The organism is Streptomyces lateritius (genome assembly GCF_014649715.1).
Classification (GTDB): domain Bacteria; phylum Actinomycetota; class Actinomycetes; order Streptomycetales; family Streptomycetaceae; genus Streptomyces; species Streptomyces lateritius.
In genome coordinates, this window is record NZ_BMTO01000002.1 from 650,129 (window position 1) to 662,731 (window position 12,603).

The following is a 12,603-nucleotide window of genomic DNA, read 5'->3' on the forward strand; positions in this document are numbered from 1 at the left end:
CGCGGGGGAGCAGTAGCGTTCCGCCCATGAGACTCGGAGTCCTCGACGTCGGTTCGAACACGGTGCACCTGCTGGTGGTGGACGCCCACCCCGGCGCCCGCCCGCTGCCCGCCCACTCCCACAAGGCGGAGCTGCGCCTCGCGCAGCTCCTCGACGAGCGGGGCGCCATCGCCCCCGCCGGGGTCGAGCGGCTCATCGCGACGGTCGACGGCGCCCTCCAGGCCGCCGAGGACAAGGGCTGCGAGGAAGTGCTGCCGTTCGCGACCTCGGCGGTGCGCGAGGCCACGAACGCCGACGCCGTCCTGGCCCGGGTCAAGGACGAGACCGGCGTCGACCTCCAGGTCCTCACCGGCGAGGAGGAGGCCCGGCTCACGTTCCTCGCCGCCCGCCGCTGGTTCGGCTGGTCCGCCGGCAAGCTCTTGCTCCTCGACATCGGCGGCGGCTCCCTGGAGATCGCGTTCGGCATCGACGAGGAGCCGGACGCGGCGGTCTCGCTGCCGCTCGGCGCCGGCCGGCTGACCTCCGGCTGGCTGCCCCGAGACCCGGCCGACGCGGCGGACGTACGGGCGCTGCGTCGCCATGTACGCGCCCAGATCGCCCGGACGGTCGGCGAGTTCGCCCGCTTCGGAAAGCCCGACCACGTCGTGGCCACGTCCAAGACCTTCAAGCAGCTCGCCCGGATCGCCGGGGCCCCCGGCTCCGGGGAGGGCCTCTACGTCCAGCGCGACCTCACCCGCAAGTCCCTGGAGGAGTGGGTCCCCAAGCTCGCCGTGATGACGGCCGACCAGCGCGCCGGCCTCCCGGGTGTCTCGGAGGGCCGGGCCCCGCAGCTCCTCGCGGGCGCGCTGGTGGCCGAGGGCGCGATGGACCTCTTCGGCATCGACGATCTCGAGATCTGCCCCTGGGCGCTGCGCGAGGGTGTGATCCTGCGCCGCCTGGACCACCTCCCGGAGGAGTAGTCCGCCCGGACGGTCTTTCCGCCTCCCTCACCGGGAGGGGGCGCCGTTCCGCGCCCGGACCGGCGCCCCGGAAAGCCGCTGACGGAGGCCGGGGAGGCCCGGAACGGGTAAGCGGAAGGCCCGGCACGGCGCACCACCGGGTACCCCGAGTGACCGGAACCACCTCCCCGGGCCACCGGCCCGCCCCGTACCCTGTCCTTCGTGGCAGAACCAGTGGTGCGCATCCCGGATGCGAAGGTCGCCCTGTCGACGGCCTCGGTCTATCCGGAGTCGACGGCGACGGCCTTCGAGATCGCCGCGCGCCTCGGCTACGACGGCGTCGAGATCATGGTGTGGACCGATCCGGTCAGCCAGGACATCGAGGCCCTGCGCCGGCTCTCGGACTACCACCAGGTCCCCATCCTCGCCGTCCACGCGCCCTGCCTCCTCATCACCCAGCGCGTCTGGTCCACCGACCCCTGGGTCAAGCTCCAGCGCGCCCAGGCGGCGGCCGAGAAGCTCGGCGCCTCCACCGTCGTCGTCCACCCGCCGTTCCGCTGGCAGCGCCAGTACGCCCGCGACTTCGTCACCGGCATCTGGCGGATGGCCGACGAGACGGACGTCCGCTTCGCCGTCGAGAACATGTACCCCTGGCGGTACAAGGACCGCGAGATGCTCGCGTACGCCCCCGAGTGGGACGTCACCAAGGACGACTACCGCCACTTCACGGTCGACCTCTCGCACACCGCGACCGCCCGCACCGACGCCCTCGCCATGATCGACCGCATGGGCGACCGGCTCGGCCACGTCCACCTCGCCGACGGCCGGGGCTCGGCGAAGGACGAACACCTGGTGCCGGGACGCGGCAACCAGCCCTGCGCCGAGCTCCTGGAGCGGCTGGCGCTCACCGGTTTCGACGGCCACGTCGTCATCGAGGTCAACACCAGGCGCGCGATGTCGGCGGCCGAACGCGAGGCCGACCTGGCCGAGGCCCTGGCCTTCACCCGGCTGCACCTGGCGTCGTCCTCGCGGCCCACGCGGGTGCGCCGGTCATGACCGACCCGGCCCCGCGCCGCCGCGGCCGCCCTTCCCGTACCGCCGAGGGCGGCGGACCGGGCACGCGCGAGCGGATCCTGGAGGCGGCCCGCGCCCAGTTCGCCGAGCGCGGCTACGACAAGACCTCGGTCCGTGGCATCGCCAAGGCGGCCGGTGTCGACGCGGCGCTCGTGCACCACTATTTCGGTACGAAGGACGAGGTCTTCGCCGCAGCGATCGAGGTCTCCTTCGAGCCCGCGCTCGTCGTCCCGGCGATCGTCGGCGGCCCGGCCGAGGACGTGGGCGAACGCCTGGCCCGCTACGTGATCGACATCTGGGAGAACCCCGCGACCCGGGCCCCCCTCCTCGCGATCATCCGCTCCGCTCTCACCCACGAGGCGGCCGCGAAGGTGCTGCGCGGCTTCGTGCTGCGGCGGCTCCTGGAGCGGGTGGCGGCGGACCTCGACGTGCCGGACCCACAGCTCCGCGCCGAGCTGGCGGCCTCGCACATGGTCGGGATCGCGATCCTGCGGTACGTCGTCCAGGTGGAGCCGCTGGCCTCGGCGGACCCGGAGGAGATCGTGGCGCTGGTCGCCCCGACCCTCCAGCGCTACCTGGCCCAGGCATGACGCGACCGCGCGGCGGGGTCGTGACCGAAAGCTGAACATGCTGTCCGTCATACGGACGTGATGTCCAGATCTTGGAGCGTCGGCGTACGCTCGAAGGCAAGCACACCCATCACGAGGAGCGAGCGACGATGCCCGAGCTGAGGTCCCGCACTGTCACCCACGGCCGCAACATGGCGGGCGCACGCGCCCTTATGCGCGCCTCCGGTGTACCTGGCGCGGACATCGGCCGGAAGCCGATCATCGCCGTCGCCAACTCCTTCACCGAGTTCGTCCCCGGCCACACCCACCTCCAGCCGGTCGGCCGGATCGTCTCCGAGGCCATCACGGCCGCCGGAGCCATCCCCCGCGAGTTCAACACGATCGCCGTCGACGACGGCATCGCGATGGGCCACGGAGGCATGCTGTACTCCCTGCCCTCCCGCGACCTGATCGCGGACAGCGTGGAGTACATGGTCGAGGCGCACTGCGCCGACGCCCTGATCTGCATCTCCAACTGCGACAAGATCACCCCCGGCATGCTGATGGCCGCCCTGCGCCTCAACATCCCGACGGTCTTCGTCTCCGGCGGCCCGATGGAGTCCGGCAAGGCGACCCTGGTCGACGGCACGGTCCGTACGCTCGACCTGGTCGACGCCATGTCGGAGGCCGTCAACGACAAGATCTCCGACGCGGACATGCTCCGTATCGAGGAGAACGCCTGCCCGACCTGCGGTTCGTGTTCCGGCATGTTCACCGCCAACTCGATGAACTGCCTGACCGAGGCCATCGGCCTCTCCCTCCCCGGCAACGGCTCGGTCCTCGCCACCCACACCGCCCGCAAGGCGCTGTACGAGAACGCCGCCCGCACGGTCGTCGACATCACCCGGCGCCACTACGACGAGGACGACGACTCCGTCCTGCCGCGCTCCATCGCCACCCGCGCGGCCTTCGACAACGCCATGGCCCTCGACATCGCCATGGGCGGCTCCACCAACACGATCCTGCACCTGCTCGCCGCCGCGCAGGAGGCCGAGCTGGAGTACGGCCTGTCCGACATGGACGCGGTCTCGCGCCGCGTGCCGTGCCTGGCCAAGGTCGCCCCGAACGTGGCCCCCGGCGGCACGTACTACATGGAGGACGTGCACCGCGCCGGCGGTATCCCCGCCATCCTCGGCGAGCTGTACCGTGCCGGGCTTCTCAACGAGGACGTCCACACCGTCCACTCCCGCTCCGTCAAGGAGTGGCTGGGGACGTGGGACGTGCGCGGCGGCTCCCCGTCGGACGAGGCCGTCGAGCTGTGGCACGCGGCCCCGGGCTGCGTCCGCTCCGCGACCGCCTTCTCCCAGTCCGAGCGCTGGGACTCCCTCGACACGGACGCCGCCGGCGGCTGCATCCGCGACGCGGCGCACGCGTACTCCAAGGACGGCGGCCTCGCGGTGCTGCGCGGCAACCTCGCCGTCGACGGCTGCGTCGTGAAGACGGCCGGTGTCGACGAGTCGATCTGGACCTTCGAGGGCCCGGCCGTCGTCTGCGAATCGCAGGACGAGGCCGTCGAGAAGATCCTGAACAAGCAGGTCAAGGACGGCGACGTGGTCGTCATCCGCTACGAGGGCCCGCGCGGCGGCCCCGGCATGCAGGAGATGCTCTACCCGACCTCCTTCCTCAAGGGCCGCGGCCTGGGCAAGACCTGTGCGCTGGTGACGGACGGCCGGTTCTCGGGCGGTACGTCGGGCCTGTCGATCGGCCACGCGTCGCCGGAGGCGGCGTCCGGCGGCACGATCGCGCTGGTGGAGGACGGCGACCGGATCCGTATCGACATCCCGAGCCGTTCGATCGAGCTCCTCGTCGACGAGGAGACGCTGGGGGCCCGCCGCGAGGCGCTGGGCGGCGTCTACGCCCCGAAGAACCGTCAGCGCAAGGTCTCGGCGGCGCTGCGGGCGTACGCGGCGATGGCGACGAGCGCCGACAAGGGCGCGGTGCGGGACGTGAGCAAGCTCGGCTGAGCCGGGCGGCGGTCGGCTCGATGACGCGGGGAGTGAGGCTGGATGCCCACTCCCCGCTCTCGTAGGTGTGAGCGCGGCACCCCCGCCGGGAGTCTCACCAGCCCCCGGGATCCCGCCCGTCCACGGCGAACACGGACCCGTCGGGCGCGCTCCCGAACACCCGCTCCCCGACGACGACGGGCGCGGGCACACTCGTCGCGTACCCGAGCCTGCCGTCCCCGAGCCGCGGCTCGGTCTGGCCGATCAACGCCCCCCGCGCGGTGTCCACGGCGAGCAACCGCCCGTCGGCCGCGGACAGATACAACCGCCCCCCGCCCCCGAGCACGGGCGCGGACACGTTCCCGGCGGCGGTCTCCAACTCCCACAGGACACGCCCGCGCGGGGCGGCGGTGTCGAGGGCGGTGAGGCGGCCGGAGGCGTCGAGGAGATAGGCGACGGCGCCGCGTACGGCGATCTTCGGATCGTCGAGCCGGTACGGCAGCGGGACGCGCCGCACGGAGCGGTCGGCGGGGTCGAAGCGGACGAGGGCGTCCGTCTGCGAGTCGGCGTTCGTCGAGCGCAGGAAGAGGGCACCGTCCGCGCCCGTCCCCACAGGGACGAGGTCGCCATCGAGCCGCTGCCGCCAGACGACGTCGCCGGTCCGTGGCCGCAGGGCCCCGAGCGACGTGCCGCCTCCGCCGCCTGTCGTCTCGAAGACGGGCACGAGGCCCGACTCCGCGTCGTAGGGGCCGAAGCGGGGAGCGGTGAAGCCGCGCAGCGCGCGGAGCCAACGCTGCTTCCCCGTCGCGGCGTCGACGGCCCTGACCTCCGTGGAGGAGGTCGGGAAGAGGAGCGTGTCGCCGGCCGGGTTGGCGCCTTCCCGGCGACCGGCGCCTGCGGTGTCCCAGACCGGGGTGCCGTCGTCCGCCGTGAACGCCCGCAGGGTTCCGTCGGCGTCGACGGCGCTCAGCAGACGGCCGGAGAGGACGGGGGGCGAGGCGACGAGGCTCCCGGCCGCCGCGGGACGCGACCAGAGCGCCCGGCCGGTCGCGGGGTCGATCCGGGCGAGCACCACGCCCCGGGCGGAGCAGTACAGCGCGTCGGCCGTGCCGGTGCAGGCCGGGGCGACGGCTTCGCCGTCCTTCTGCAGGCTGGTCTCCCAGGTGGCGAAGGCCGCGGCCGCCTCGGCGGGGTGCGGAGCGGGCGAGGAGGGAGCCTCGGGGGCGCCCGCACTCAGCAGTGCGAACGCCCCGCCGGCCGCGAGGACGACGAGTGCGGCGGCGGTCACGGCCCAGGGGCGGAGCCGTCGTCGGGGGCGGGGCGCCGGTGCTCGTACCGGGGTGTCCGCGTCCCAGGCCCCCGAGGCACCGGAAGGCGGCTCGGGCAGAACGAGCGGCCGCCGCTGCGCGGGTATGAACGCCGCCGCCTCGTACGAGGGCGGCAGCAGCGCCGCCATGATCTCGGCCGGCGTCGGGCGGTCCGCCGGTTCCTTGGCGAGGCAGCGCGCGACGAGCGGAGCGAGCTCGGCCGGGACCCCCGACAGATCGGGTTCGTCGTGCACGACCTGGTACGCGACGATGTACGGGCTGTCGGAGTCGAACGGCCCGTGCCCGGTCGCCGCGTGCACCAGTACGGAGCCGAGCGCGAACACGTCTGCCGACGGGCCCACCTCGCGGGGCCGTTGGAACTGCTCGGGCGCCATGAAGGGCGGCGACCCGATCAGCTTTCCCGTCTCCGTGTGCAGATCGCTGTCCATGGGCCGGGAGATGCCGAAGTCGATGACCTTCGGGCCGGTGTCGGTGAGCAGCACATTGCTCGGCTTGAGGTCGCGGTGCACGACCCCGGCGCGATGGATGTCGCGCAGCGCCTCCGCGAGTCCGGCCGTCAGCCGGCGCAGTTCGGCGGGGGAGAGGGGGCCGTTCCGCTTCACCTGGTCGGCGAGGGTGGGACCGGGGACGTAAAGGGTCGCCATCCAGGGGCGGACGGCATCGGGGTCGGCGTCCACGACGGGCGCGGTGAAGGCTCCGCTCACCCGGCGTGCGGCGGCTACTTCCTGGCGGAACCGGGCCCTGAACTCCGGGTCCTCCGCGTACTGACCGTGCACCACCTTGACGGCGAGCCGCAGCCCGGAGGCCGACGTGGCCAGATGCACCACACCCATGCCGCCCGCGCCGAGACATGCCTGGAGGCGGTACGCGCCGGCGTACTCGGGCTCTTCGGCTTCCCGGTTCGCACCGGTACTGCGCAACGGCGGCATCGTCCACCCCCGTGTGGTTCCCCGTTGAGTTCGCGCGCGTGCGCGACGCACGGAGCCTAGTCGATGGCGCACGGGATGTCGGTGGGGCTTGCTAGCCTGCGCGTCGCAGAGAGTGAATCGCAGCGGAGCGCTTGCGAATACAACGGGGGAGGACGCCATGGGCGTTGACAAGGCGGTCGACGAAGCGAGCGAATCGAGGGCGGTCGCGGAGCTGGACGGGGTGACCACCATGAGCGTGGTGCGCTACCCGATCGCGCCGGGGTATCGCGTGAACGTCCGCTCGGGCCCGGGCACGCAGTACCGCATCGTGCGGACGCTGGGCCTGGACGTTCGCGTGCCGATCTACTGCCAGACACCGGGCGAGTGGATCAGCGGCCCGTACGGCACCACGAACCTCTGGGACAACATCGCCTCGGGTGAATTCGTCTCCGACGCCTATGTGAACACCGGCAACGACGGCTATGTCGCCAAGCGCTGCGGCTGATCCCCGCCCCGCCGCCCGGGGATAATCGACCTCGTGAGCGACGACGACCAGACCGCCGAACCCAGACCCAGGCCCGAGCCCAAGGCCGCGGCCGGCGGCACCCCCGCCGGCCCGCTGCCCGAGGAGATCCGTTTCTTCGGGACGACCTGGGTCGACCACAGTGGCCGCTACGCGCTGCGCCGGGCCGGCCTCGCGGTCGGCGCGCTGGTCGCCGCGGCGGCCGGGTGCTTCGTGCTCCGGTTCGCCTACCAGGGCCTGGAGGTCGCCGAGGTCGGCGGTTTCGTCAACCTGCTCGTGGTCGTCATGTTCGCGATCTGCAGCACCATCGCCTTCCGCAAGACCTGGGAGGGCTTCGTCCGCCGCCCCGGAGACCCGGGCCGCGAGGACTCGCTGCGCAGCCTCAAGATGATCGGTTTCATCGGCTCGCTCCTCGCCTACTTCTTCCGCTGCCTCGTCGAGGCGCCCGGCGAGCAGCTGCGCCGCGCCGAGTACGAGACGGCCCGCGCCCGGTACGAGAAGCGCCGCGGCTCCCGGGCGGGAAACCCGGCCGCCCGCAAGAAGCCCAAGCGCAGGTAACCACCCCACCCGCCGAAGCACCCCACCCCCGCCCCGCTCACTCGGCACCCGGGGGTGCTTGACGACCCCACCCCCCGAGCGCATTATTCATCGCATGGTGAATTACTCGGAGAGTGCCACGCCGACCGCGATCCTCGCCCACGGCCTCACCGTCGTCCGAGGCGACCGCACCGTCCTGCGCGGCCTCGACTTCGCCGTCCCCCCGGGCCGCGTCACCGGCCTCCTCGGCCCCTCCGGCTGCGGCAAATCCACCCTGATGCGCGCCATCGTCGGCACCCAGGCCAAGGTCACCGGAACCCTCGACGTCCTGGGCCACCCGGCCGGCGACGCGGCCCTGCGCTCCCGCATCGGCTACGTCACGCAGGCCCCCTCCGTCTACGACGACCTCACCGTCCGCCAGAACCTCGACTACTTCGCCGCCGTCCTCCTCTCCGGCCGCGCCCACCGCGAGGACCGCCGCACCGCCGTCGACCGAGCCCTCCACGACGTCGACCTCACCTCGCACGCCGACGCCCTCGCCGGCCGGCTCTCCGGCGGCCAGCGCAGCCGCGTCTCGCTCGCCGTCGCCCTCCTCGGCACCCCGGAACTCCTCGTCCTCGACGAGCCGACCGTCGGCCTCGACCCCGTCCTCCGCCGTGACCTGTGGAACCTCTTCCACCGCATCGCCGCCGACCGCGGCGCCACGCTCCTCGTCTCCTCCCACGTCATGGACGAGGCCGAGCGCTGCCACCGGCTGCTCCTCATGCGGGAAGGGGAGATCCTCGCCGACGACACCCCCGAAGCCCTCCGGCGCCGCAACGACACCCCCACCGTCGAGGACGCCTTCCTCCACCTCGTCGACGCCGCGAACGCCCGCGCGGCAGCACCCCTTGAGGAGTCCCAGCGATGAACGGCGCCCGCACCCTCGCCACCGCCGCCCGCGTCCTGCGCCAGCTGCGCCACGACCCCCGCTCGATCGCCCTGATGATCCTCGTCCCGTGCCTGATGCTCGTCCTGCTCCGGTACGTCTTCGACGGAAGCCCCCGGACCTTCGACACCATCGGCGCCTCACTGCTTGGCATCTTCCCGCTGATCACCATGTTCCTCGTGACCTCGATCGCCACCCTGCGCGAGCGCACCTCCGGCACCCTGGAACGCCTGCTCGCCATGCCCCTCGCCAAGGGCGACCTCATCGCCGGCTACGCCCTCGCCTTCGGACTCGTCGCCATCGTCCAGTCCACCCTCGCCACCGGCCTCGCCCTCCGGCTCCTCGGCCTCGACGTCGTCGGCTCGCCGTGGCTCCTCCTCCTCGTCGCTCTCCTCGACGCCCTGCTCGGCACCGCCCTCGGCCTCTTCGTCTCCGCCTTCGCCGCCTCCGAGTTCCAGGCCGTCCAGTTCATGCCGGCGGTGATCTTCCCCCAGCTGCTCCTCTGCGGCCTGTTCGCCCCACGCGACCAGATGCAGCCCGTCCTCGAAGCGATCTCCGACGTACTGCCCATGTCGTACGCCGTCGACGGCATGAACGAAGTCCTCCGCCACCCCGACATCACCGCCGCATTCGTCCGCGACGGCCTCGTCGTCGCAGGCTGTGCCCTGCTCGTCCTCACCCTCGGCGCCGCCACCCTCCGCCGTCGCACGGCGTGACCGCCCCTCGGACACCCGCCCCGAGCGAAGGCGCACGGTGCGAGGATGGCGACACATACGCATCCACGGCGAGGTGAACAGAGCCATGACGCAGACCGTCGCAGTCCTCGGCACCGGCAAGATCGGTGAAGCGCTCCTCAGCGGCATGATCCGGGCCGGCTGGAGCCCCGCCCACCTCCTGGTCACCGCCCGCCGCACCGAACGAGCCGAGGAACTGCGCGCCCGCTACGGCGTCGAGGCCGTCAGCAACGCCGAGGCCGCCAAGCGCGCCGACACCCTCATCCTCGCCGTGAAGCCCCAGGACATGGGCCGTCTCCTCGACGAACTCGCCCCCCACGTCGCCGCCGACCGCCTGGTCGTCAGCGCCGCCGCCGGCATCCCCACCTCCTTCATCGAGGACCGGCTCACCGCCGGCACCCCCGTCGTCCGCGTCATGCCCAACACCCCCGTCCTCGTCGACGAGGGCATGTCCGTGATCTCCGGCGGCAGCCACGCCACCCCCGAGCACCTCGTCCACACCGAGGAGATCTTCGGAGGCGTCGGCAAGACCCTGCGCGTCCCCGAGTCCCAGCAGGACGCCGCCACCGCCCTCTCCGGCTCCGGCCCCGCCTACTTCTACTTCCTCGTCGAGGCCATGACCGACGCCGGCATTCTCCTCGGCCTGCCCCGCGCCCAGGCCCACGACCTGATCGTCCAGGCCGCCATCGGCGCCGCCGTGATGCTCCGCGACAGCGGCGAACACCCGGTGAAGCTCCGCGAAGCCGTCACCTCCCCGGCCGGCACCACCATCAGCGCCATCCGTGAGCTGGAGAACCACGGCGTACGGGCCGCCCTCATCGCGGCCCTGGAGGCCGCCCGCGACCGCAGCCGCGAACTCGCCTCCGGCAACGGCTGACCGACACCCCCCGCCCGCCGGGGTCAGCGCGTCCCGGCGGACGCCCCCTTCAGCACGTCCTCGGTCCTCACGACCTCCGCGAACCCGCCCCCATGCAGCGAGACCGCCGTCGCCCGCGTCAGCTCGTCGGCGCTCCGCGACCACCCGAACGGCCCGTCCTGGTCGAAGGTGTGCATGGCGTCGAGCGGAAACACCACCTCGTACCCGAGGTTCCCGCCCATCCGCGCGGTCGTCTCGTTGCACATGTTCGTCTGGATGCCGACGATCACGATCTGCGCGATGTCCTCCCCGGCCAGCCACCGCCTCAACGACGGCTCCCCGTAGAACGCGGAGTTCACCGCCTTCGTCACCAGCAGCTCCCGCCCGCCTCCCTTCCCCCGCCGCTCCTCGACGAAGTCCTTGAAGTCGTTGCCCGCGTACCCCTTCCTCAGCGGCGACCGCGACCCCTCGGGCGAGTCGTGCCGTACGAACACGACCGGCCGCCCCGTCTTCTGCCAGACGTCGATCAGGGCCGCGATGTTCTCCTCGGCCGCCGGGTTGTTCCGCTTCCCCCAGGACTCCTCCTCGTAGCCCTTCTGCACATCGACGACGATCAGCGCCGCGTTCTCCGCAATCTCCATACCTACGATGCTGCCCCCCTCACCAGGGGCCCGCGCGGCCACCGCACCGCGCTTCCTCACCCCGCCGGCATCAACCCGATCGCCCGATAGGCCCGGTCCACCAGGGGCCGCGCCATCCCCCGGGCCCGCTCGGCGCCGTCCCGCAGCACCTGATCCACATGTCCCGGATCGGCAGCCAGCTCCGCATGCCGCTCCCGGACCGGCCTCAGCAGCTCGACGACCGCGTCCGCCGTGTCCTTCTTCAAAGATCCGTAGGACTCGTATGCACCGGCCAGCACCTCCGGATTCCCACCCGTCGCGGCGGCCAACAGATCCAGCAGATTCGCCACGCCCGGACTCGCCTCCCGGTCGTACGCGACATCCCGCCCGCTGTCCGTCACCGCCCGCATGATCTTCCGCCGGACCGTCTCCGCGTCGTCCAGCAGATAGACGATCCCGGTCCCGTTCTCGTGCGACTTCCCCATCTTCGAGCGAGGGTCCTGCAGATCCATGACACGAGCGGCCACCGCCGGGTGCGTCGCCTTCGGCACGGTGAACACGTGCCCGTACCGCTGGTTGAACCGCACGGCCAGATCCCTGGTCAGCTCCACGTGCTGCGTCTGGTCGTCACCCACGGGAACCTCCTCGGTCCCGTAGGCCAGGATGTCCGCCGCCATCAGCACCGGGTACGTCAGCAGGGAGAGCCGCACGCTCTCCCCGGCGGCCCGTGCCCGAGCGCCCTTCTCCCTGTACTGGATCATCCGCCGCAGCTCGCCGTCCGTGGCCGTGCACTCCAGCAGATACGAGAGCCGGGCGTGTTCGTCCACATGACTCTGGACGAACACGGTGCACAGCCTCGGATCGAGTCCCGCCGCGAGAAGCAGTGTCGCCGCCTGCCGACTGAGCCGTCGCACCCGCGCCGGATCGTGTTCCGCGGTGAGCGCGTGCAGATCGACGACGCTGAACAGCGCGTCGGACCGGTGCTGATCATCCTCGACCCACCGCCGTACGGCCCCGAGGTAGTTGCCCAGCGTCAGATGTCCGGTCGGCTTTACCCCACTGAAGATCCGCTTCATCATGCGTCCTTTCCCTCTCCTGCTCCTGTGTCGGAGCGGCCGCCGGCCCGACGGCCGGCTCCCGGAGGGGGAAACGCGAACGGCCGCCGAGGCGGCGGCCGCTGAGCGCATGCGTGTCTCAGGCCGCCGTCAGGCGGCCCACCACTGAAGGGTGCACGCGTGCGTAGTCATACGCGGAGCGTACGCCCAGGGCCCGGGGTTGACACGGGATTAACGCGTCCGTAGTGTTCTCCGAGTTGTCCGACGTGAGCACCGACCCCGGTCGGCCCCGGACAGCGATTCCGCAAGAACCATCAGGAGCTGACGCCGCTTCATCGCGCCGTCGTGCTTTCTGTGCGTTTTTGCGAAATGAGGAATCCACGTTCGAAGGTTTGAACGCGAGTCCCCGATTAGCGTCGGCGGCCAGGAATCCGCTAAAGTCTCACTCGTCGGAACGGCCCAACAGCCGCAAAGACAACTCCCGCTGACTGGGAATCAGGCCCGAAAGGATCTGATAGAGTCGGAACCGCCGGAAAGGGAAACGCGAAAGC

At 71.9% G+C, this 12,603-nt stretch carries 12 protein-coding genes; 9 read left to right on the forward strand and 3 right to left on the reverse strand.

Going from position 1 to position 12,603, the window contains the following annotated elements:
* The first annotated feature begins 26 nt into the window (after nucleotides 1-26).
* The 4 genes from IE136_RS06355 to ilvD all read left to right on the forward strand — a co-directional run bounded on the left by IE136_RS06355 (nucleotide 27) and on the right by ilvD (nucleotide 4,584).
* A complete protein-coding gene (locus IE136_RS06355; RefSeq protein ID WP_158988235.1) occupies nucleotides 27-959 on the forward strand; it encodes a Ppx/GppA family phosphatase in 933 nt (310 codons plus the stop codon).
* Between the two features lie 201 nt (nucleotides 960-1,160).
* The gene (locus IE136_RS06360; protein WP_189599739.1) at nucleotides 1,161-1,994 is read left to right on the forward strand and encodes a sugar phosphate isomerase/epimerase family protein; all 834 of its coding nucleotides are present in this window, start codon (nucleotides 1,161-1,163) and stop codon (nucleotides 1,992-1,994) included.
* Nucleotides 1,991-2,602 (forward strand): TetR/AcrR family transcriptional regulator, encoded by a 612-nt coding sequence (locus IE136_RS06365; protein ID WP_158988233.1) that lies wholly within the window; start codon nucleotides 1,991-1,993, stop codon nucleotides 2,600-2,602. The genes IE136_RS06360 and IE136_RS06365 overlap by 4 nt, the downstream gene beginning before the upstream one ends.
* A gap of 128 nt (nucleotides 2,603-2,730) precedes the next feature.
* Nucleotides 2,731-4,584: a dihydroxy-acid dehydratase gene (gene ilvD, locus IE136_RS06370; RefSeq protein ID WP_189599740.1), complete on the forward strand. Its 1,854-nt coding sequence runs from the start codon at nucleotides 2,731-2,733 to the stop codon at nucleotides 4,582-4,584.
* A 94-nt stretch (nucleotides 4,585-4,678) separates the two neighbouring features.
* Here the strand turns inward: ilvD and IE136_RS06375 are convergent, their stop codons facing one another.
* A complete protein-coding gene (locus IE136_RS06375; RefSeq protein WP_189599741.1) occupies nucleotides 4,679-6,820 on the reverse strand; it encodes a serine/threonine-protein kinase in 2,142 nt (713 codons plus the stop codon).
* 157 nt (nucleotides 6,821-6,977) lie between these two features.
* On the opposite strand from IE136_RS06375, the gene IE136_RS06380 reads away from it, so the two are divergent.
* From IE136_RS06380 to proC, 5 genes are all read left to right on the forward strand, one after another.
* Nucleotides 6,978-7,304: an SH3 domain-containing protein gene (locus IE136_RS06380; protein ID WP_158988230.1), complete on the forward strand. Its 327-nt coding sequence runs from the start codon at nucleotides 6,978-6,980 to the stop codon at nucleotides 7,302-7,304.
* A gap of 33 nt (nucleotides 7,305-7,337) precedes the next feature.
* Nucleotides 7,338-7,880: a hypothetical protein gene (locus IE136_RS06385; protein WP_373309011.1), complete on the forward strand. Its 543-nt coding sequence runs from the start codon at nucleotides 7,338-7,340 to the stop codon at nucleotides 7,878-7,880.
* A 94-nt stretch (nucleotides 7,881-7,974) separates the two neighbouring features.
* Entirely contained in the window at nucleotides 7,975-8,769 is a 795-nt protein-coding gene (locus IE136_RS06390; protein ID WP_189599742.1) for an ABC transporter ATP-binding protein, read from the forward strand.
* Nucleotides 8,766-9,503 (forward strand): ABC transporter permease, encoded by a 738-nt coding sequence (locus tag IE136_RS06395; protein ID WP_189599743.1) that lies wholly within the window; start codon nucleotides 8,766-8,768, stop codon nucleotides 9,501-9,503. Before IE136_RS06390 ends, IE136_RS06395 begins: the two co-directional genes overlap by 4 nt.
* Nucleotides 9,504-9,588: 85 nt before the next feature.
* A complete protein-coding gene (gene proC / locus IE136_RS06400) occupies nucleotides 9,589-10,398 on the forward strand; it encodes a pyrroline-5-carboxylate reductase (protein ID WP_189599744.1) in 810 nt (269 codons plus the stop codon).
* Between the two features lie 23 nt (nucleotides 10,399-10,421).
* Here proC and IE136_RS06405 read toward each other — a convergent pair whose 3' ends face one another.
* Both IE136_RS06405 and trpS read right to left on the reverse strand, forming a co-directional pair.
* Entirely contained in the window at nucleotides 10,422-11,018 is a 597-nt protein-coding gene (locus IE136_RS06405; RefSeq protein ID WP_158988225.1) for a cysteine hydrolase family protein, read from the reverse strand.
* 56 nt (nucleotides 11,019-11,074) lie between these two features.
* The gene (gene trpS, locus IE136_RS06410) at nucleotides 11,075-12,073 is read right to left on the reverse strand and encodes a tryptophan--tRNA ligase (RefSeq protein ID WP_158994402.1); all 999 of its coding nucleotides are present in this window, start codon (nucleotides 12,071-12,073) and stop codon (nucleotides 11,075-11,077) included.
* Nucleotides 12,074-12,603 lie beyond the last annotated feature (530 nt).